The organism is Pseudomonas sp. KCJK9058 (assembly GCF_046230975.1).
In the GTDB taxonomy this organism is placed as follows: Bacteria; Pseudomonadota; Gammaproteobacteria; order Pseudomonadales; family Pseudomonadaceae; genus Aquipseudomonas; species Aquipseudomonas alloputida.
Map to the genome: position 1 here is coordinate 22,562 of NZ_JBJJLR010000042.1, position 20,670 is coordinate 43,231.

The 20,670-nt window shown below is 62.0% G+C and carries 19 protein-coding genes and 2 pseudogenes; 6 read left to right on the forward strand and 15 right to left on the reverse strand.

What is annotated here, in order from left to right:
* Positions 1-123: 123 nt before the first annotated feature.
* The 3 genes from ACK59Z_RS20040 to ACK59Z_RS20050 all read left to right on the forward strand — a co-directional run bounded on the left by ACK59Z_RS20040 (position 124) and on the right by ACK59Z_RS20050 (position 2,690).
* Positions 124-921: a transporter substrate-binding domain-containing protein gene (locus ACK59Z_RS20040; RefSeq protein WP_029380729.1), complete on the forward strand. Its 798-nt coding sequence runs from the start codon at positions 124-126 to the stop codon at positions 919-921.
* Between the two features lie 79 nt (positions 922-1,000).
* Positions 1,001-1,963 (forward strand): amino acid ABC transporter permease, encoded by a 963-nt coding sequence (locus ACK59Z_RS20045; RefSeq protein ID WP_409293599.1) that lies wholly within the window; start codon positions 1,001-1,003, stop codon positions 1,961-1,963.
* A complete protein-coding gene (locus ACK59Z_RS20050) occupies positions 1,956-2,690 on the forward strand; it encodes an amino acid ABC transporter ATP-binding protein (RefSeq protein ID WP_003249271.1) in 735 nt (244 codons plus the stop codon). The genes ACK59Z_RS20045 and ACK59Z_RS20050 overlap by 8 nt, the downstream gene beginning before the upstream one ends.
* Before the next feature lie 109 nt (positions 2,691-2,799).
* Here the strand turns inward: ACK59Z_RS20050 and ACK59Z_RS20055 are convergent, their stop codons facing one another.
* The 13 genes and pseudogenes from ACK59Z_RS20055 to ubiE all read right to left on the reverse strand — a co-directional run bounded on the left by ACK59Z_RS20055 (position 2,800) and on the right by ubiE (position 13,356).
* Positions 2,800-3,693, reverse strand: coding sequence for a methyl-accepting chemotaxis protein (locus tag ACK59Z_RS20055; protein ID WP_405124605.1), 894 nt, complete (start codon positions 3,691-3,693; stop codon positions 2,800-2,802).
* A 9-nt stretch (positions 3,694-3,702) separates the two neighbouring features.
* Positions 3,703-4,743 (reverse strand): annotated as a pseudogene (locus ACK59Z_RS20060) (methyl-accepting chemotaxis protein); the annotation flags it as partial.
* Positions 4,744-5,355: 612 nt separating this feature from the next.
* On the reverse strand, positions 5,356-6,228 hold the full coding sequence (locus tag ACK59Z_RS20065) for a methyl-accepting chemotaxis protein (RefSeq protein WP_370626950.1): 873 nt from the start codon (positions 6,226-6,228) through the stop codon (positions 5,356-5,358).
* Positions 6,211-7,272: pseudogene (locus ACK59Z_RS20070) on the reverse strand (methyl-accepting chemotaxis protein); the annotation flags it as partial. The gene ACK59Z_RS20065 and the pseudogene ACK59Z_RS20070, both read right to left, overlap by 18 nt.
* A 101-nt stretch (positions 7,273-7,373) precedes the next feature.
* The gene (locus ACK59Z_RS20075) at positions 7,374-8,081 is read right to left on the reverse strand and encodes a 16S rRNA (uracil(1498)-N(3))-methyltransferase (protein WP_012053922.1); all 708 of its coding nucleotides are present in this window, start codon (positions 8,079-8,081) and stop codon (positions 7,374-7,376) included.
* Positions 8,078-8,866: a twin-arginine translocase subunit TatC gene (gene tatC / locus ACK59Z_RS20080; RefSeq protein WP_003249278.1), complete on the reverse strand. Its 789-nt coding sequence runs from the start codon at positions 8,864-8,866 to the stop codon at positions 8,078-8,080. The genes ACK59Z_RS20075 and tatC overlap by 4 nt, the downstream gene beginning before the upstream one ends.
* On the reverse strand, positions 8,863-9,240 hold the full coding sequence (gene tatB / locus ACK59Z_RS20085) for a Sec-independent protein translocase protein TatB (protein WP_003249280.1): 378 nt from the start codon (positions 9,238-9,240) through the stop codon (positions 8,863-8,865). Before tatB ends, tatC begins: the two co-directional genes overlap by 4 nt.
* Before the next feature lie 3 nt (positions 9,241-9,243).
* Positions 9,244-9,516, reverse strand: coding sequence for a twin-arginine translocase TatA/TatE family subunit (locus tag ACK59Z_RS20090; protein WP_003249282.1), 273 nt, complete (start codon positions 9,514-9,516; stop codon positions 9,244-9,246).
* A 25-nt stretch (positions 9,517-9,541) separates the two neighbouring features.
* A complete protein-coding gene (locus tag ACK59Z_RS20095) occupies positions 9,542-9,877 on the reverse strand; it encodes a phosphoribosyl-ATP diphosphatase (RefSeq protein ID WP_003249283.1) in 336 nt (111 codons plus the stop codon).
* A gap of 1 nt (position 9,878) precedes the next feature.
* Positions 9,879-10,271 (reverse strand): phosphoribosyl-AMP cyclohydrolase, encoded by a 393-nt coding sequence (gene hisI, locus ACK59Z_RS20100; RefSeq protein ID WP_003249284.1) that lies wholly within the window; start codon positions 10,269-10,271, stop codon positions 9,879-9,881.
* Positions 10,272-10,343: 72 nt separating this feature from the next.
* A complete protein-coding gene (gene ubiB, locus ACK59Z_RS20105; protein WP_004576731.1) occupies positions 10,344-11,966 on the reverse strand; it encodes a ubiquinone biosynthesis regulatory protein kinase UbiB in 1,623 nt (540 codons plus the stop codon).
* On the reverse strand, positions 11,963-12,586 hold the full coding sequence (locus ACK59Z_RS20110) for an SCP2 domain-containing protein (protein WP_003249286.1): 624 nt from the start codon (positions 12,584-12,586) through the stop codon (positions 11,963-11,965). Before ACK59Z_RS20110 ends, ubiB begins: the two co-directional genes overlap by 4 nt.
* A complete protein-coding gene (ubiE, locus tag ACK59Z_RS20115; protein ID WP_004576729.1) occupies positions 12,586-13,356 on the reverse strand; it encodes a bifunctional demethylmenaquinone methyltransferase/2-methoxy-6-polyprenyl-1,4-benzoquinol methylase UbiE in 771 nt (256 codons plus the stop codon). The genes ACK59Z_RS20110 and ubiE overlap by 1 nt, the downstream gene beginning before the upstream one ends.
* A gap of 124 nt (positions 13,357-13,480) precedes the next feature.
* On the opposite strand from ubiE, the gene ACK59Z_RS20120 reads away from it, so the two are divergent.
* On the forward strand, positions 13,481-13,756 hold the full coding sequence (locus ACK59Z_RS20120; protein ID WP_003249289.1) for a polyhydroxyalkanoic acid system family protein: 276 nt from the start codon (positions 13,481-13,483) through the stop codon (positions 13,754-13,756).
* Between the two features lie 18 nt (positions 13,757-13,774).
* Here ACK59Z_RS20120 and ACK59Z_RS20125 read toward each other — a convergent pair whose 3' ends face one another.
* Positions 13,775-18,535, reverse strand: coding sequence for a hypothetical protein (locus ACK59Z_RS20125; protein ID WP_409293600.1), 4,761 nt, complete (start codon positions 18,533-18,535; stop codon positions 13,775-13,777).
* A gap of 179 nt (positions 18,536-18,714) precedes the next feature.
* Here ACK59Z_RS20125 and ACK59Z_RS20130 point away from each other — a divergent pair, with 179 nt between their 5' ends.
* The gene (locus ACK59Z_RS20130) at positions 18,715-19,134 is read left to right on the forward strand and encodes a phasin family protein (protein WP_003249293.1); all 420 of its coding nucleotides are present in this window, start codon (positions 18,715-18,717) and stop codon (positions 19,132-19,134) included.
* A 10-nt stretch (positions 19,135-19,144) separates the two neighbouring features.
* Positions 19,145-19,942 (forward strand): phasin family protein, encoded by a 798-nt coding sequence (locus tag ACK59Z_RS20135; protein ID WP_108190500.1) that lies wholly within the window; start codon positions 19,145-19,147, stop codon positions 19,940-19,942.
* Between the two features lie 111 nt (positions 19,943-20,053).
* Here ACK59Z_RS20135 and ACK59Z_RS20140 read toward each other — a convergent pair whose 3' ends face one another.
* Entirely contained in the window at positions 20,054-20,668 is a 615-nt protein-coding gene (locus ACK59Z_RS20140; protein WP_108190501.1) for a TetR/AcrR family transcriptional regulator, read from the reverse strand.
* Positions 20,669-20,670: the final 2 nt, after the last annotated feature.

Here is a 20,670-nt window from a genome sequence, read left to right on the forward strand (position 1 = left end):
CCGCGGCTCTAGGTCCACGGGCCGCCATGCGTTAGCATCCCTCTCCGATACGACGCTTCGGCCAGTACGGCCGTGCCAACACAATAAGATTCGCTACTTTTCTTGCTAGGGGACTTGGTGATGATCAAGAAATACCTTTCGCGACTGCTGGTCGGTGTGACCGCCCTGGTCGCCGTGACCGCGGCCCAGGCGGGCGCCATCGATGACGCGGTCAAGCGCGGCACCTTGCGGGTGGGCATGGACCCAACCTACATGCCGTTCCAGATGACCAACAAACGTGGCGAGATCATCGGCTTCGAAGTCGATATCCTCAAAGCCATGGCCAAGTCCATGGGCGTGAAGTTCGAGGCAGTGTCCACCGCCTATGACGGCATCATCCCGGCCTTGCTGACCGACAAGTTCGACATGATCGGCAGCGGCATGACCCTGACCCAGGAGCGCAATCTGCGCCTGAACTTCAGCGAACCCTTCATCGTGGTTGGCCAGACCCTGCTGATCCGCAAGGAGCTGGCTGGCGAGATCAAGTCGTACAAGGACCTGAACAACGAGAAGTACCGCCTGACCTCCAAGCTTGGCACCACCGGCGAAATGGTGTCCAAGAAGCTGATCAGCAAAGCCAAGTACCACGGTTACGACAACGAGCAGGAAGCGGTGATGGACGTGGTCAATGGCAAGGCCGACGCCTTTGTCTATGACGCGCCGTACAACGTGGTGGCGGTAGAGAAAGCCGGCGCCGGCAAGCTGCTGTTCCTCGAAGAACCCTTCACCTACGAGCCGCTGGCCTTCGGCCTGAAGAAAGGCGACTACGACAGCATCAACTTCATCAACAACTTCCTGCACCAGATCAAGCACGACGGGACCTACGATCGTATTCACGATAAGTGGTTCAAGAACAAGGACTGGCTGAAGGAAATGGAATAAGGCTCAGGCCACAAGCCCGGCTTTATGACCCCGACGCGCAGGCAAACCCTGCGCGTTCGCATTTACGGAAGTACCCCACGTGATCAAACACAAGAAAGCCCAGTGGCCTTGGCATGGGTTGACTGCCCTGGTCCTGGTAGGCCTGGCGCTCAGCCTTTACATGGCCACCTCGATGATTTCCTACGAGTGGCGCTGGAACCGCGTACCGCAGTACTTCGCCTACAAGGCCGAGGAAACACAACGCGCTGCCGGCTACGGCAATGTGCAGGAAATCGTCATCTCCGGTGACAACGCTCGCGTCACGCTGAAGGACGAAAGTGGTGCCGAGCAAGTGCTCGATGTGGCCAAGGACAGCCTGCAACTGAGCCGCGGCGACGATGTTGCCGAAGGCGACCAGATTGGGGTAACCCGCCACTGGGCCGCTGGCCCGCTGGCATGGGGCCTGTGGACCACCTTGTGGATCTCGGTGGTGTCCGGGGCGCTGGGCCTGGTGATCGGCCTGTTCGCCGGATTGTGCCGGTTGTCGAACAACCCGACCCTGCGCGACCTGTCGACCGTCTATGTCGAGCTGGTGCGCGGCACGCCGCTGCTGGTGCAAATCTTCATCTTCTACTTCTTCATCGGCACCGTGCTCAACCTGTCCCGCGAGTTTGCCGGGGTAGCGGCGCTGGCATTGTTTACTGGTGCTTACGTGGCCGAAATCGTCCGTGCAGGCGTGCAGTCGATCGCCAAGGGCCAGAACGAGGCTGCCCGGTCGCTGGGCCTGAACGCTGGCCAGTCGATGCGCCATGTGATCTTGCCGCAGGCGTTCAAGCGCGTGCTTCCGCCCCTGGCCGGCCAGTTCATCAGCCTGGTCAAGGACACCTCGCTGGTGTCGGTGATCGCCATCACCGAGCTGACCAAGAGTGGCCGTGAGGCCATCACCACCTCGTTCTCTACCTTCGAGATCTGGTTCTGCGTGGCAGGCCTGTACCTGCTGATCAACCTGCCGCTGTCGCACATTGCCAGCCGGCTCGAGCGGAGGCTTGCGCAAAGTGATTGAAGTCCGTGATTTGCTGAAAGTCTTCGACACCCGTGGCCAGGTGGTAAGGGCTGTGGATAACGTCACCACTCAGGTCGCCAAGGGCGAAGTGGTGGTCGTGCTCGGCCCGTCGGGGTCGGGCAAATCGACGTTCCTGCGCTGCCTCAACGGCCTGGAGCATTTCGACCAAGGCCATGTGGCCATCGATGGCCTGCAACTGGCCGACCCCAAGACCGACATCAATGCCTACCGCCGCGAAGTCGGCATGGTGTTCCAGCACTTCAACCTGTTCCCGCACATGACTGTGCTGGAAAACCTGTGCCTGGCGCAGAAGGTGGTGCGCAAGCGCAACAAGGCTGACCGCGAGGCCAAGGCCCGGGCGCTGCTGGAAAAGGTCGGTATCGCGCAGAAGGCCAACGAATTCCCGTCACGGCTTTCTGGCGGCCAGCAGCAGCGGGTCGCGATTGCCCGGGCCCTGGCGATGGACCCGAAAGTGATGCTGTTCGACGAGCCTACCTCGGCGCTTGACCCGGAAATGGTCGGTGAGGTGCTGGACGTGATGAAGACCCTGGCCCAGGAAGGCATGACCATGGTTTGCGTCACCCACGAAATGGGCTTCGCCCGCGAAGTGGCTGACCGCGTGCTGTTCTTCGACCACGGCAAACTGCTGGAAGATTCGGCCCCGGCCGCGTTCTTCGCTGCGCCGAAAGACCCGCGTGCGCAGGCATTCCTGCGCCAGGTGCTGTAACCGCGCTGGCTTCTTCGCGGGCAAGCTCGCTCCTGCATGTCCACCACTGCCTTGATGGGGGTGATGTACCTGTGTGAGCGGGCTTGCCCGCGAAGAGGGCGAGGCGAAGTCAGAGGCTGAACCGCCCCACCATCCCCCGCAATTGCTGCCCCAGATGCTCCAGTTCTCCACTCGAGGCTGCCGTCTGCTCACTGGCCGCGCTGGTCTGATCCGAAACATCCCGCACATTGATCACACTTCGGTTGATCTGCTCGGCCACCACGCTTTGCTCTTCACTGGCGGTGGCGATCTGTTGGTTCATGCCCTGAATGCTCGACACCGTGTCGGTGATCTGGCTCAGTGCGTGCCCGGCCCTGCGGCTCAGCTCCACGCTCTGTTCGGTCAGGCTCTTGCTGCTGTCCAGCAAGCGGGTCACTTCGTCGGTACCGTTGTGCAGGCTGTCTATCAGTTGGCCGATCTCTTCGGTCGCCGTCGACGTGCGCTGTGCCAGGCCACGCACCTCATCGGCCACCACGGCAAAACCGCGCCCGGCTTCACCGGCCCGTGCCGCTTCGATCGCTGCGTTCAGCGCCAGCAGGTTGGTCTGTTCGGACACCGACTTGATCACATCGAGAATGCTGCCAATCCGCTGGCTCTCGCCTGCCAGGTGCTGCATGGCCGCCAGGCAATGGTCCATCTGCCCGGCCAGCTGTTCGATACGGCCGATGGCTTCGGCGACGACCTGGTCACCCACCTGGGCCTGCTGGTCAGCGCTGGTCGCGGCCAGCGAGGCTTGCTCGGCGTTCTGTGCCACTTCCTGCACGGTGGCGCTCATCTGGTTCATGGCAGTCGCCACCTGGTCAGTTTCCTCGCGCTGCTGATTGATGCGCAGCTTGGTGTCTTCGCTACTGGCCGCCAACTGTGTGGCGGCCTGTGACAGCTGGCCGACACCCTGATCAATGCCACCGATCAGCTCGCGCAGGCTCAAGGTCATCTCGCGCATGCTGGTTTGCAGCTGCCCCATTTCGTCGCGACGTTGCACGGTGTCGACCTGGCTCAGGTCACCCTTGGCGATGCGGGCTGCCACGGCCAGTGTCTGGCGCAACGGCTGGGTGATCTGCAAGGTGATCAGCCAGGCGGCCAGCGCCCCTACCACCATGGCCAGCAGCGCCACACTGGTCAGCAGCGACCGGGCGGCCAAGGCCTCTCTGTCGCGTTGTTCGACCTTGCGTTTGCCCAGTTCGAGGCTCACCGTTCGCAGCTCGTTGCCCATGTTTTCCATGTTGTTCTGCAACTGCTCCACACGTACGGCGGCGCGGCGATACTGATCCAGGCTGGTGCGGTACTTGCTTAGCTCGACACCCGGTTGCTCAGTGATGGCGCGTGGCAAGCCCAGCGGCGCAAGGCCTTCAAGCAGTTGCGCAAGGCTATTGTCGGCGGCATCCAGGGCGTTATCACCGACTTTGGCAAAATCCTCGACCGGGGCGAAGGTGTAGGCGGGAACCAGGCTTTGCTGGTTGGCACCTTCGACATGCCGGCTGAGGGTATCCATCAGGCCCAGCACACCACTTTGCTGACTGTTGTCAGGCATTTTCAGCAAGGCCTGGGTCTGCAGTTGGTCAATCGCCTCGCTGAGTGCATGCTCCTGCGCCTGAAGGGCTTCGCGGAGGGCTACACGGCTGGCGACGCTGCGCTGCAGTTCGCTGAAGGTGTCGCGCAGGTTCTGCAACAATGCCATTTTTTCTGTCAGCAACTGCCGTGACTCATCGACGTTGCTGCGTTGTTGCAGGGTGGTCAGCATGCTGTTGAGCTGGTCGAGGATGTTGCTGATGCGTGCTCTGCTGGCATCGTCGTTGAGCACGCGGTAGGTGATGCGTTCCGCGCGCAGGTCTTTTGTCAGGTCGTTGATCAGGCCTATTTCGCTGAGTTGCTGTGAGCGCACGATGGCACCATCCAGGGCACGCCAGCCGCTGATGGTGGTGGCCAGGGTGAGCAGCAGGACCACGGCGAAGCCGAGGGCCAGCTTGGCGGCGACACTGATGTTGCCGAGCTTGCGGTTGAGGGAGCCAAGCATGGGGAATCTCCGAGCGAGTGAGAGAAAGGATGCAGGCGCATGGCTGGCATCACATCTCTGCCCATCGGCAGCGGAGCTGTAGGACTTGACCTGATAAACAGGTAGGAAAGTTCGCCGCGAACAGTAGGATATATTTCGTCCTGTGCCGTCCTCTTCGCGGGTAAACCCGCTCCTACGACGGCCTGTGCGTGTGTGTAGGCGCGGGTTTACCCGCGAATACGGTGGCGGCGGCAACGGTGAACGGCGGGTGGAATTGGCCAGCAGGGCCGGCCCATTCGCGGGTGAACCCGCTCCTACGACGGCCTGTGCATGTGTGTAGGCGCGGGTTTACCCGCGAATACGGTGGTGCCGGCAACGGTGAACGGCGGGTGGAAATTGGCCAGCAGGGCCGGCCCATTCGCGGGTGAACCCGCTCCTACGACGGCCTGTGCATGTGTGTAGGCGCGGGTTTACCCGCGAATACAGTGGTGCCGGCAACGGTGAACGGCGGGTGGAGATTGGCCAGCCGGCCTGGCCCATTCGCGGGTGAACCCGCTCCTACGAAGGCCTGTGCATGTGTGTAGGAGCGGGTTTACCCGCGAAGAGGCCCGACCGGGCGACCGCTGGTTCAGATCACAGCCTGAACCGCCCAACCAACCCTTGCAAATGGGTACCCAACCGCGCCAGTTCCACGCTGGAGCTGGCCGTCTCCTCACTCGCCGCCGAGGTCTGGTCGGAAATATCACGCACATTCATCACGCTGCGGTTGATTTCTTCGGCCACCGCCGTCTGCTCTTCGGCCGCCGTGGCAATCTGCTGGTTCATCGCCTGGATCGACGACACCGTGCGGGTGATGGTTTCCAGCGAGCTGCCGGCGCGGCGGGTCAGCTCGACGCTGCTGTCGGTCAGTTGGCGGCTGTTGTCCATCACGCTGGCCACCCGTTGGGTGCCGCTTTGCAGGCCGGCAATCAACTCTTCGATCTCTTCGGTCGACTGCTGTGTGCGTTGGGCCAAGCTGCGCACTTCGTCGGCAACCACGGCAAAGCCACGCCCGGCCTCACCGGCGCGGGCGGCTTCGATTGCCGCGTTGAGGGCCAGCAGGTTGGTTTGCTGGGCCACCGATTTGATTACGTCGAGTACGCTGCCGATCTTGTCGCTTTCGGTCTTGAGCAGGTTCATCGCTTCGCTGGAGTTGACCACTTCGCTTGCCAGGCGCTCGATCTGTGCCACCGCCTGGCCCACCACGCGATCGCCCTCGCGGGCCTGCTGGTCGGCCATCAAGGCGGCTTCCGAAGCCTGTTCGGCATTACGTGCCACCTCGTGCACGGTGGCAGTCATCTGGTTCATCGCGGTCGCCACCTGGTCGGTTTCGACCTTCTGGTTGTTGACGCCGGCACTGGTCTGTTCTGTCACCGCCGACAGCTGCTCGGCAGCGCTGGCGATCTGCGTCACGCCGTCGCCAATACCGCCGATCAGTTCACGCAAGCCTTGGGTCATACGATGCATGCTGGCTTGCAATTGGCCCAGTTCGTCGCGGCGTTGCACCTGCAGGCTCTGGGTCAGGTCTCCGCTGGCCACACGCTCAGCGGCGCGCAGTGTTTGGCGCAGAGGGATGATGATCTGCCGGGTAATGGCCCAGGCGGCCAGCAGGCCAAAGGCCAGTGCCAGCACGGTGGCAACTGCGAGCAGTGTTTTGGCCTGCGCGGCAGTGGCATCGCGCACCTCGGTTTGCGAGGTAGTCATCATCTGGCTGGCCTGCAGCAGTACCGTGCCTTGTTCAGCCATGCGTTGCAACGCTTGCTCGCTGGCGAGCTGGGCATCGCCGAACTGGGTCACCGCATCGCGGTAGCCGCCCATGGCTGTGGCGGCGTCATCCAGGCTGGCAGCATGTTCGGCAGACACCTTGGCCGGCAGTGCACGCAGTTCGGCCAAAGCCTGGTCGATGGCGTTCAGTGCCGTTTGCTGGTATTCGGCATTGCCGCTGTAGGTGTAGCCACGCACCTGGAAACGCGCTTGTTGCAGCAGGGCGCTGACGTCCACCGCGTGCTGGTACTGGTTGATGTCTGCGTCTTGCAGCAGGCTGCGCTGTACACGGCCTATCAACTCCACGGCTTTATCGGCGCTGCTACCCAGTACATCACGGCTGGCTTCGCGGCGTTGGTCGGCTTGCTTAAGCTCGTTGAATGCCTGCTGGTAGGTGCGCACTGCCTCGCGTTGCTGTTCGAGGCGTTGGCGGTCGGCGGGTTGTTCGATCTGGCCAAGCATCCGCTGCACCTGGCGGTCGAGGTTGCTCAGGGCTTTTTCCAGTTCTGCCAGCGAAGCCTCGTCGCGGCGGCGATCGTAATGCTGGCGGGCGATGCGCAATTCCTGGGTGTATTGCTGGATGACAGAGATGTTTCCCAGTTTGTCGCCACGGTCGATGATGCTGTCCATGCCGTACCAGCCGGTCAGGGTAATCGCCAAGGTCAACAGCAGCACCAGGCCGAAACCCAGCCCCAGTTTGCGATTGACGCTCACATTGCCCAACGATTGGGCTAACCATTGATACATGTTCGACTCCCCGGCGGCTTGGCAGCACAAATAATTGTATTGTTGCCAAGGCCATCGGCCCGGGAGAGGGAAACTTGATGGGCGAAAAAGTGGTGTTTGTGTCAGAAAATACGCGAAAGCAGCGCGGTAACGGCGGTCTCCACCCGCAAGATGCGATCACCCAGCTGTACCGGCGCCAGGCCTGCCTTGCCCAGCAGGTCGATCTCGTAGGGGATCCAGCCACCCTCGGGGCCAATGGCCAGGGTAACGGTTTGTTCTACGGCGCGCGGACAGGCTGGGTAGGGGCCGGGATGGCCGACCAGGCCCAGGGTGCCGGCGGCGATGGTGGGCAGGCGGTCTTCGACAAAAGGCTTGAAGCGTTTTTCAATGATCACTTCGGGCAGCACGGTGTCGCGTGCCTGTTCCAGGCCCAGGATCAGGTTTTCGCGAATGCTCTCGGGCTGTAGAAAAGGTGTTTGCCAGAAGCTTTTCTCGACCTTGTAGCTGTTCAGCAGGATCAGCCGCGGCACGCCCAATGTGGCCACGGTCTGGAACAGCCGTCGCAGCATTTTTGGTCGAGGCACTGCCAGCACCAGGGTTAGCGGCAGCTTGGCCGGTGGCTGCTGGTCGAAGGCCACTTCAAGTTCGGCTTCGTGCTTTTCCAGGCGCAGCACCGTGGCCTTGCCCATCAGGCCATTGATACGGCCCACGCGCAGGTTGTCGCCCACTGCCACGCGGTGGATTTCCTGCATATGGGTGAAGCGCCGATCAGCAAGAACGACGCGGTTGGCCGAGACGAAGTCGGCCTCTTCAAGAAGCAGCAGGTTCACGGTTGGGTCGCTGGTGGCTGGTCGTTATGGTCGTCGGCGGTTTCGTCGTGGGCGCTGCGCTTGCGGATCAGGCTGCCGCACAGCACGCCGATCTCGAACAGCAGCCACATGGGCACGGCCAGCAGGGTCTGGGAGAAGATGTCCGGTGGGGTGAGGACCATGCCGACCACGAAGCAGCCGATGATCACATACGGGCGGACTTTCTTCAGGTACTTCACGTCGACCACGCCGATCCACACCAGCAGCACCACCGCCACCGGGATTTCGAAGGCCACGCCAAAGGCGAAGAACAGCGTCATCACGAAGTCGAGGTAGCTTGCGATGTCGGTCATCATCGAAACGCCTTCTGGCGTGGCGCTGGCGAAGAAACCGAAGATCAGCGGGAATACAAGGAAGTAGGCGAATGCCATGCCGGCATAGAACAGGAAGATGCTCGACACCAACAGTGGAATGGCGATGCGCTTTTCATGGCGGTACAGCCCTGGCGCGATAAAACCCCAGATCTGCTGAAGGATGAACGGGATGGCCAGGAACAGCGCCACGATCATGGTCAGCTTGAACGGCGTGAGGAACGGCGAGGCCACATCGGTGGCGATCATCGTTGCGTTGGCCGGCAAGTGCTCGCGCAGCGGCGCGGAAACCAGTGTGTAGATCTGCTGGGCGAAGGAGAACAGCCCGGCAAAGATCAGGAAAATGACGGCAACACAGCGCAGCAGGCGGGTGCGCAGTTCGGTCAGGTGCGAAACCAGCGGCATCGGCTGGTCGTGTTCCGGATTCTCGCTCATGGGGCTCGCGGCGGTTGAGGCGGTTCAGACGGTGCGGCCGGGGCAGCAGGTGCTTCGACCGGCCTGGCTTCGAGCCCGGCAGGTGGCTGCACGCTGGCTGTGGTGACCGGCGGCTTCGCGGGTGGCGTCATTGGGTTGAGGATGCGCTTGGCTTCCTCTTCCATCTGCAGGATGTGCTCGTTATGCAGCTGGCGGCGGATGTCGTCGGCGCCAATTTCGCGCTCCACTTCCATCTTGATGCTGTTGAAGCTGCGCTTGAGCCGGCCGATCCACAGGCCTGCCGTGCGCGCGGCACCCGGCAGGCGCTCGGGACCGAGCACCAGCAGGGCGACCAGGCCGACGAGCAGGAGCTCGCTGAAACTGATGCCGAACATGGGTCAGTCTTTCCGCTGCGGCTCTTGGACCGGGTGGGCCTGGCCTTCGATGGTGTGGCCTTGCTGCGGCTGCGCGGTGTTTTGCACCGGTGGCACAGGTTGGGCAGGCGGCGGAGTCTGCTCGGCCGGCTTGCTCTCTTCTTCGTTCATGGCCTTGCGGAAGCCCTTGATCGATTCGCCCAGGTCGCTGCCGAAGTTCTTCAGTTTCTTGGTGCCGAACACCAGGACCACGACGACCAGCAGGACAATCCAGTGTTTCCAGTCAAAAATACCCATGGTGCTCTCCTAGAATGCGTTGTGCTCAGGCCGAAGGCTGGCGTGCGGCCTTTTCATCATGCCCGGAAAGCCCGAAGCGGCGTTCCAGCTCATCCAGCACGGCTTGCGGATGCTGGCCCAGCGCACTGAGCATCACCAGGCTATGAAACCACAGGTCGGCGGTTTCGTAGATGACATCGCTGTAATCCTTGCTGATCTGGGCATCCTTGGCAGCAATGATCGTTTCGACCGACTCTTCGCCGAGCTTTTCAAGGATCTTGTTCAGGCCCTTGTGGTACAGGCTGGCCACGTAGGAGCTGTCAGGCGCCGCTTGCTTGCGTTCTTCAAGCACTTCGGCCAGGCGGTTGAGGGTGTCGCTCATGTCAATGTCCTGCGCTGTAGATGGCATCCGGGTCCTTCAGGACCGGGTCGACGATTTTCCACTGGCCGTCTTCATAGACGCGGTAGAAGCAGCTTTCACGACCGGTATGGCAGGCGATATGGCCCAGTTGCTCGACCATCAGGATGATCACGTCGGCGTCACAGTCCAGGCGCAACTCATGCAGTTTTTGCACATGCCCGGACTCCTCGCCTTTACGCCACAGCTTGCCACGCGAACGCGACCAGTAGATGGCACGCTGCTCGGCGGCGGTCAGGGCCAGCGATTCACGGTTCATCCAGGCCATCATCAGCACGCGTCCGGTCTTGTGGTCCTGGGCGATCGCCGGTACCAGGCCATCGCTGTTCCACTTGATCTCGTCCAGCCAGTCTTTCATCGTCGACTCCAAAGCGGGCCCGCTCCTGTGCCGGGCCCTTTGCGCTAGTGTGCCAGCCACAGGCGCGGCTGGCTATTGGCGCACGATCAGGTAAAGGCCCGCAGCCAGCATCAACCAGGCTGGCCAGGCGGCCGGGGCGGCCAGGCTGGCGGTTTCGGCAGCGCCTGCAGCCAAAACTGCGCCACCGCCAAGCAGGCCGGCGCCCAGCAGGCGCAGCGCCCAGCGGTCGCCCTGGCGGCGCCGTTCCGGCAGTTGTGGATCGTGCAGGTGAGGCTGCGACAGGCGCTCGAGCAGGTCGCGGGTCATGCCGGCCAGGTGCGGCAGTTGCTCTACCTGGCTGTGCAGGTTGCCGAACACGGCCTTGGGGCTATAGCGGTCGCGCATCCAGCGTTCGAGGTACGGCTTGGCGGTGCTCCACAGGTCCAGGTCGGGGTACAGCTGTCGGCCCAGGCCTTCGATGTTGAGCAGGGTTTTCTGCAGCAATACCAACTGTGGCTGCACTTCCATGTTGAAGCGCCGTGCGGTCTGGAACAGGCGCATCAGCACCTGGCCGAAGGAAATATCTTTTAACGGTTTTTCAAAGATCGGCTCGCACACGGTGCGAATCGCTGCTTCGAACTCGTTGACCTTGGTGTTTGCCGGCACCCAACCCGAGTCGATGTGCAACTGGGCGACGCGGCGGTAGTCACGCTTGAAGAAGGCAAACAGGTTGCGCGCCAGATAGTCCTGGTCCTCGGCGGTGAGGCTGCCGACGATGCCGCAGTCGATGGCAATGTACTGTGGGCTCCACGGTTTGACCGTGCTGACGAAGATGTTGCCAGGGTGCATGTCGGCATGGAAGAAGCTGTCGCGGAACACCTGGGTGAAGAACACTTCCACGCCGCGCTCGGCCAGCAGCTTCATGTCGGTGCGCTGGTCGGCCAAGGTGGCCATGTCGGTCACCGGTACGCCGTAGATGCGCTCCATCACCAGCACCTTGGGGCGGCACAGGTCCCAGTACACCTGGGGTACGTACATCAGCTCGGAGTCTTCGAAGTTGCGCCGCAGCTGGCTGGCGTTGGCAGCCTCGCGCAGCAGGTCGAGCTCGTCGTAGATGGTTTTTTCGTAGTCGCCGACGATTTCCACCGGGTGCAGGCGACGGGCATCCGCCGAGGCGCGTTCGGCGGCCTTGGCGATCAGGAACAGCCAGGCCAGGTCCTGGGCGATGACCGGCTTCAGGCCCGGGCGCACCACCTTGACCACCACCTCTTCGCCGGTTTTCAGGCGTGCGGCGTGCACCTGGGCCACCGAGGCCGAGGCCAGAGGCTCGACGTCGAAACGGCTGAACACCTCGCCGACCTTCGCACCGAGCTGTTCCTCGATCAAGGCCACGGCTTTTTTCGGGTCGAACGGTGGCACACGGTCCTGCAACAGCATCAGCTCGTCGGCGATGTCGGGGGGCAGCAGGTCGCGGCGGGTGGACAGCAGCTGGCCAAACTTGATGAAGATCGGCCCCAGGTCCTGCAGTGCCAGGCGCAGGCGCGCGCCACGGCTGAGTTCGGTGGGCTTGCGTGGCAGCCAGCGCCACGGCATCAACAGGCGCAGGCTGGCCAGCCACCAGGGCAGCAAGGGCTGGTCGAACAGCAGGTCATCGAGGCGGTAGCGGATCACCACACGCTGGATGCGAAAAAGACGTCGGACGGCGAGCAGCTTCATGCGTTATCGCTGGTATCAAGGGATCGGGAGAGGCGCTTGAGGCGCGCTTCGAGGCGTTCTGTATCAAGCTTCAAGGCATCGAGCTCGCTGAAGGCGGCTTCGGCTTCGCGCTTGCCGACCAGGGTACGGGATTCTTCGGCCAGGTATTCGGACAGGTTCTGGCTGAAACGTGCCAGGCCTTGGCGAGTCCAGCGAGCGCGCAGGCGGATATGGCCGGCCAGCATTGCCGTGGCGACCGGGCCAAGCCAGCGTTGCAGCTCGTGCTCCCAGTCCAGCTCCAGGTCCTGCAGCACACCGAACAGGTCGAGTAGTACGGCGCTGTCGCCGTGCAGCTCGACCTGCGGGCTGTGCAGTACAGCGGTCTTGTCCTTGACCAAGGCCAGTTGCGCCAGGCTACCGGCGGGGGCGCGCAGGCGGCAGTCGACCTCGCCCTCCCAATGGGCGGCGAGCATCAGGCCCTCTTCATCGGGCAGGATGAAAACCTGCAGGGCCGGTTGGCGGCAGTCGATCTCGATGACTTTGCCTTCCAGCGCGGCCAGCCGCGGCAGGGCCGTGCTGTCCAGGCGCAGGACGCGGTTCAGGCCATGTTCGACGCTGGCGAGCAGCCCGGCCAGCAACATCAGGGCTTGATTCCCCGGTGCACGGCAACGATGCCGCTGGTCATGTTGTGGTAGGTGACGCGGTCGAAACCAGCCTCGACCATCATGCTCTTCAGGGTTTCCTGGTCAGGGTGCATGCGGATCGACTCGGCGAGGTAACGGTAGCTCTCGGCGTCATTGGTGATCAGCTTGCCAGCCAGCGGCATGAAGGCGAACGAGTAGGCGTCGTAGGCCTTGGACATCAGCTTGTTGGTCGGCTTGGAGAACTCCAGGATCAGCAGGCGGCCACCGGGCTTGAGCACGCGCAGCATCGAACGGATGGCGGCGTCCTTGTGGGTGACGTTGCGCAGGCCGAAAGCAATGGTCACGCAGTCGAAGTGGTTGTCCGGGAACGGCAGCTTTTCAGCGTCGGCCTGGACGAACTCGATGTTGCCGGCCACGCCACGGTCAAGCAGGCGGTCACGGCCAACCTTGAGCATCGAATCGTTGATGTCGGCCAGCACCACTTGCCCGGTCGGCCCGACAAGACGCGAGAACTTGGCCGCCAGATCACCGGTACCGCCGGCGATGTCCAGCACGCGGTTACCGCTGCGCACGCCTGACAGCTCGATGGTAAAGCGCTTCCACAGGCGGTGCATGCCGCCGGAAAGCACGTCGTTCATCAGGTCGTACTTGGCTGCTACCGAGTGGAACACTTCGGCGACTTTCTTCGCCTTCTGGCTTTCAGGCACGTCCTGGTAGCCGAAATGGGTGGTGGGTTCGGCGTGGTCGCCTTTGCGCTGGTCGTTCATATCGCTTCACCGGAAAAAATTACCGCCATTCTAGGGCGAACGGGCGGATTTGTCTTGGCGGGGTGTGCCAGTGGGCAGGGGCGGGCATAATGCTCATTATGTCTACATCTTCAGGAACGCCCGCATGACCCAGATCAGCGTCGAACGCAAACACTCCCTCGGCCGTGATGCCGCCCGCGCCAAGGCCGAAGCGCTGGTCGACAAGCTCAGCCGCGAGTACGACCTCAAGGCCACCTGGAACGGTGACCGTGTGGACGTTGCGCGCAGTGGCGCCAATGGCAGTGTGCACATTGGCGACGACAGCATCCGCGTCGAATTGAAGCTGGGCATGATGCTGTCGATGATGAGCGGCACCATCAAAGGCGAGATCGAGCGGGCGCTGGACAAGGCCCTGGCCTGAGCCGGCGCCGCTGTCTGGCTACTGCGGCGCGTCCGCCGGGAAAGGAATGATGCCAATCACCTGCTCCAGGCGCAGATCGCCGCGGTAAATCGCGATGCGCTCGCGTGCGTCTGCGGCCTGCTCGAGCATGGCCTTGCGGCCTCTTACACCTGCATCCCAGAACTTGAGGTGGCCCTTGACGAAGTCGCGGGCGCTCGCGTCCAGGCTGGGATAATGAAAGTGCGCCTCCCACAGTACCCTGCGAGGCGCTTGCACATCGCGCACCTCGTAGACATCGAGGTAATCATGGGCGTGACGTAGCTGGCGGCGAATCACGGTCTGCCTGATCCGTATCCGATCCTGCTCGGCCAGGAAGCGCAGCGCCTTGCCGTCGGGATGGCGGGTGTTCAGATAGGCGTCGGTGAGTAACCGAAGCCTTTCGTGGTGGACGCGGTCTACCGCTGCACGCAGGAGGTCGATCAGGCCGTTATCCAGTGGGTTGTTCAGCTCGCTCAGCTGCTGTTGCACTTCGCGCATGTCACCGGCCGGCCATTCCAGAAAATCGCTCAGGCTGTTGGGCTCATCGGCATAGTGAGCGGCGAACGCGATTTTCCCATCCACCTCTGCCAGCAGGCGGTTTGCTCGTTGGCGCACCTGGGCCCGGTCACGTTGGGCGGGCCGTGCTTGCTCAGCCACGGCATGCCACACCCCGTCGCGTTGCGCGAAACTGCCTGCCGGCTCATGGTTGAACGCATTACGCTGAATTGCCCGGTTGCCCACCTGGTCGATTTCCACCAGCAGCGGTCGACCTCGGTCAATACGGATGACGCGCCGCCTGATGGTCGTGGGGCGATGGCCGGGGGAAGGCGGAGGTGGGCTGATGCCGCTGTCGACGTTGGCCAAGATCGCGCTCAGTTGCTGCTCCGTGACCTGGGTCATCGTTGACACTTCGCGTATGTATTCGTCCAGCACGTCAGTGACCAGTGCAGGCGAGTCCAGTGTCTTCATGTATTGGGCGCGGTCCAGCACGGTACGGTATTTCTGAAGGATATCGTCAAGCAGTTCGGCCTTGACCTGGGGTGACTCTTCGGTAGCTGCCAGCCCGTCGTGGCTCCATACCGTGCGGCTCAACTCGAGGTTGCTGAGCGGCGCACGCATTGCAAGCAGGTGCTCGGCCATGTCCGCAGAAAGCCGCGTCTTGTCGACGACGAGGTAAGCCAGGTCACTGAGCAGTTGTGCCCGAATCACCAGTGTCGAATAAGTCCTGCTCCGATTGGTCTGGGCGAGCTTCGTGGCTTTATTGGCAAAGTCGATCTTGGGGTCATCGAGGGCCTCCGCCAGCGTCCGGTCCAGTCGCTGGCTGGCGGCAAGCAGGCGGCGGCTGGCCTGGCAGGAATCGTGTACCCGTTCGCGATAATCGAGGTACTGCTGAATATCTTCGGCAGTTTCGGGAAAGCGGCGCAGCATTGCGGCCTGTGCGCTCAATGCCTGGTGGTCGACCTGCTCTAGCAAGCGGCGGCACAGCAGCATGTCGTTTTCGATGGCAGCACCGTACCAATTACCATATTGACGTCGGCTCTGGGGGCGATTGTCGCATTTGCTGAACCGTGGTTCGGCCATTTCCTTGAACACTTCGATGTTCCCATGCAACAGCGTGCTCTGTCGCTCCAGGTAGAGCGCGGACGCCCTGATTTCAGGCAATTGGCGTAAGCGTTGGGCTTTCAGTGCCTGCTTTTGAAGCTGCAATGCTGGCGGCAGTGACGTGCGCTCCTGGTCAGGCAATACATCGATAGCCCGGCTGTACTGCAGCGCGAGTTCGTCATAAGCCTCCAGTTGCACTCTGCTGCGCTCCATGAGTAGCCCCACCTGATTCAGCGCGTGTTGATTCGCCGTGGCGGTTGCGCTCAATGTATCGAACCGCTGGCGGTTTTCGGCGTTGATGGATTGCCTGTTCCTTGGCATGCCGCCATAGAGGTTCAGGTTCAAAGACCATTGGCCATGCCAGCGCGTAAGCCATGGTCCTTTTTGCCGTTCACGACCAACGATGTGGTAACCGTCCGGGGCGCCATTCCATTGGGACACCCACTCGCTGCTGCTCGGCTCGGGGCCGATGATCTGCATGCCGTTCCACGTCTCGATGACCTCATAGGTGCCATCGCCCAGCTTGGCGTAGTAACGACCAGCAATATTGTACAACCCACGCAAACGGCCCCTTGTCAGTGGCGTGTGCCCTTCGAGTGGCTGCGAGGCTTGCAGTTGGGCCAGTGACTGGCGCTCCTGTACCGACAGGTTGCTCAGGCGCTGCCCGTCATGCCAGCCATCTACACGCACGAGCGTGGGCTGCGGCGCCTCGACGGGGGGCTGCCAGGGTTTCTCCTGTGGCTGCTCGAGCGCTGGGGGCGGGGTCTCTTCCTTCGGCGCAGGGCCTGAAAAACGTAGCCTGGCGGGCTCTTCGCTGTTGGCAGGTGGCGTTGCGGGGCGGTGGGCAAGGAGCAAGGCCAGGTTGGTGACCAGGTCTATGGCTGCGACGATCTTGTCGTCACCGCTGCGCTTGATCAGCGCCTCGACGTCTTCCTTGGCTGCCGACAGCGCCACCACCAGCCACACCAGGGTGGTCATCGGGCCATGCCAAAGTTGGGTGACGGTATTGAAGATCGCCCACACAGCCTCCTTCACCAAAGCCCGCACTTCCTGGGCATTGGAGACGCTGTTGCTGGCTGAGGCCAATAACATGGTCTCGATACGCGCGTTGAACAGGTGGGTGTCCAGATCATCCGTCCAGGCCTGGAACGAGGCCTGGACCGGGCGTCTGAGGCGTTGCAAAAGGCGGTCCAGCAGCTCGACCGGCACATTGAGCAGGTGCGTCAGCTTGGTCATGTTCGGGTGCAGGTGCGGGTGCTTGAACCCGTCGTTCTGGTAAGTCGGACGCGCGTCATCCTCGAGCCAGGCCAGTACGCTCTCTTGCAGTTCGCCCCTGCTGCGGATTGCGTCCATCAGCAATTCGAGGGTCGGAAATTCCTGCAGCGCCCTGTCGGCATAGAAGGGGCGGTACAAGACCCAGCTGCCGCTTGCCGGTATTTCGATAATGAACATCCCGTGCGCCACATCGCTTGCTGAAGCGCCAGGCGCGCAAAGGAACGCCAGGGGGGCGATGCGCAGAAGGTCCGCGCCATTGTCCATGCCCTGGCAGAAGCTGAGCATTGCCTGGCTCGCCGTTTCACCAAGTTGTCGCTCGATCTTGGCCTTCAGGGTGCTGAACCGAAGGGCGTCGCGCCATTCCCTGGCATGCTGCCGGATTCGCTCGGCCCTGCGCGGTTGGGTGTTGACTTGGTCCTTCAGGTAGGAGGGGTAGTGACCGCCGATGTCGACCTGATGAATCAGGCCCCTGATCTGGTCGATGCTTAGCCAGTCGGTCACAGGCGAGCCGTCCTCGAAATTCATCCCGCTCATCACCTCACCAGCCTCCAGCCGCAGGCGTGAGATCGCCAGGTCGGTCAGGGGCTCCGTGCGCAAGAACAGTGACTGCCCTTGTGTAGCGGCGCCGATGATGGCCTGGGAAATGCGGATGTGCACCTTGTTCGGGTCGTGCACCGCCTTGTCTGGGTAGCTGGTCTGCAGGGTCTCACGCAAGCGGCGAGCGGCGTAATCACGGATATCCTCGACATCGCCCAGCGATGTGCGGCCCTTCGACCGGCCTTGGTTCGCCGCCAGATCGAGCAGTGCAGTGTGATAGGCGTAGCGGTCCTCAGCGCTGGCATTGAGCAGCCATCGCGGCGGACTGACGGCGGGTGCAGTTCGTTCCTGCGAAGGCAGGTCGAAGAAGTAAGCTGACGGGTCGCTCACCTGGCGCAGTTGTCGCTCCATTTCGTCGACGGTTGCCAGGCCGCCAATACGCAGGCGGCCGATGTCGTCCAGGATATCGTTCAGCAGTTGCCTGACCTGGAAGGCGAAAGGGCGTCCGATTACTGGCGTGTGTGCCCAGGACAACGTTTCGAAGCGATAACGTTGCGCTAGCTGCCGTTGCAGCGCGGTGGCAAAGCTGGGCAGGTCGACATGGAGATGAACCGAACCGCAGGGCTTGCATTGCAGAACCAGGCTGCGGGTGCCGCTTGTGGTGATGAGCAACAGATCCGGTAGGGTAACGGTGTGTGCCCCGCCATCCGTTCCGAGCGTGACTTGTATCGCCTCGACAGTCAGGCTGTCGTGTACCCCGTCGAGCAGGGCGTACATTGCAGCTTTTGCATCATCTTCAAGGCCTTGACGAGGGAGGTTCTCGAGCAAGGCAGCCTTGATGGTGTGCTCCAGCCAGAGCATGCGCGAGACTTGGCTGTCTTCGTCGAGCCCGTTCCAGAAGCCGATCTGGGCTTGCTGGAAGGCGGGTATCAACGCGCCAAGCACTGTATCGAAGTCATCGTTGAGCTTTGTCAGGTCCGGCATGATTTCGGGCTGGCGAAGGTTGTCCTGGTCTTGCTCCTGAATTTGAAACACATGGGGAGGGCTGATGCTCAGCCTGTCTGCGGCGCCCAGTTGCACACGTTCCTTGGCCAGAAAATGCCTCAGAAGCTCGTCCACCAGCCCGCTCTGACGTGAGAGGTCATCGGTGCTGGCCGGTGCATGCAGGATGACGAAAGGATCGAGCGATGTGATGTGAGGGTGGTTACGGTGCACCCATGGATACCGGTCGCTGAAAATCTGGAATGCTTCTTTTGATAAAACGTCCCGCAGGCTGGGTCGTTTGGAGAAACAGGCTGCCACGCGTTGCTTGAACGTCAGCCTGGGTGGGATTGCTGCAGCAGTCATAGCGTCGATGTCCGTGAGGTGAAGCCTGCGACGCTAGCGCTATGGTCAAAGGGGCTTGCGGTATATAGATGTGACAACGAAGACCTTAGGGTGAGGTTTCTAATTTTCTTCCCTACCTTATGCTCAAGCCCAGCCTCCATGGGCGGTTTTCCACCACTCATGAGCATGAGGTACACAGCATGGCCAAAGTGATTGTGAAGAAAAAAGACGAAGCCCTGGGCACGCTTGGCGAGGTGCGCGGCTATGCGCGCAAGATCTGGCTGGCCGGTATCGGCGCCTACGCCCGCGTCGGTCAGGAAGGCTCTGACTACTTCAAAGAGCTGGTCAGGGCGGGTGAAGGTGTCGAGACGCGCGGCAAGAAGCGCATCGACAAAGAGCTCGATGCCGCCAACCACCAGCTTGACGAAGTCGGTGAAGAAGTGAACCGCGTACGCGGCAAGGTAGAAATTCAACTCGACAAGATCGAAAAAGCTTTCGACGCACGGGTCGGTCGCGCCTTGAATCGCCTGGGTATTCCGTCTAAACATGACGTTGAGGCGTTGTCGATCAAGCTTGAACAGTTGCATGAGCTGCTTGAGCGCGTCGCGCACAAACCATAAGGAGAGCAGGATGGCTGGCAAGAAGAACACCGAAAAAGAAAGCAGCTCCTGGGTCGGCGGGATCGAGAAATACTCCCGCAAGATCTGGCTGGCGGGGCTGGGCATCTATTCGAAGATCGACCAGGACGGCCCGAAGCTGTTCGACTCGCTGGTGAAGGATGGCGAGAAGGCCGAGAAGCAGGCGAAAAAGACGGCTGAAGATGTTGCCGAGACTGCCAAGTCCTCGACCACTTCGCGGGTGTCGGGCGTGAAGGACCGTGCGCTGGGCAAGTGGAGCGAACTTGAAGAAGCCTTCGACAAGCGCCTTAACAGTGCCATCTCGCGCCTTGGTGTACCGAGCCGCAACGAGATAAAGGCACTGCACCAGCAGGTGGACAGCCTGACCAAGCAGATCGAGAAGCTGACCGGTGCTTCGGTTACGCCGATTTCGTCGCGCACTGCAGCAACCAAGCCGGCTGCGAGCAAGGCTTCGGCCAAGCCACTGGCCAAGGCAGCGGCAGCCAAACCTGCGGCGAAAACGGCGGCGGCCAAACCTGCTGCTAAAACCGCAGCGGCCAAACCCGCAGCGAAACCCGCAGCGAAACCCGCAGCGAAAACCGCAGCGGAAAAACCTGCAGCCAAGCCTGCGGCGAAGCCGGCAGCGGCCAAGAAACCTGCGGTGAAGAAGGCGCCGGCCAAACCGGCAGCCGCCAAGCCGGCGGCCCCAGCGGCCAGCGCTGCGCCTGCTGCGACCACTGCACCGGCACCTGCCGCTACCCCGGCCAGCAGCACGCCATCGGCACCTACCGGCACCGGTACCCTGATCTGATACCGCGTCGCCTTCTTCGCGGGTAAACCCACTCCCACAAGATGCGCCAAACCTTGTAGGAGCGGGTTTACCCGCGAATGCGTCGGCTGCAACACAACATCTCCAGCAGGCCTACCCCTCCAGGTACTTCACTGCCAGCTGCTCCGCCGCCGCCCGGGCCTGGGCCTGCAAATGCGGCGCCACCAGCATCATCACCTGATACACCACGATCCCCACATCCCCCTCGCGCCCCAGCACACGCTGGTAATCCAGCGAGAACATCAGCGTCAGTGTGATCTGCTCAACCAGTTGCCCCAGCGCCTGGGTATCGCTCTCTACCAGCCCTTGGCTCTTCAGGCTGGCCAACAGCGCCGCCAGCGTGCGTTTGACTGCATTGATCAGGCTGCGCATGCCTCGGGCGAGCTTGGGCAGGCGCCCGGTCAGGTTGGACAGGTCCTGGAACAGGAAGCGGTACTGAGCCATGCGCTCGACGATCAAGTGCAGAAACAGCCAGTAGTCCTCTGCGTCCAGGCGCACCTCCAGCGGCGGGTCAAGCAACGGCATCAACGCTTCTTCAAAACGCTCGAACAAGCCCAGTACCAAGGGCTCCTTGCCATGGAAGTGGTAGTACAGGTTGCCTGGGCTGATGCCGAGTTCGTTGGCAATTTCCAGGGTGGATACGTTGGGTTCGCCCTGCTGGTTGAACAACTGCAGGGCGCATTCAAGGATACGGTCGCGGGTTTTCATCC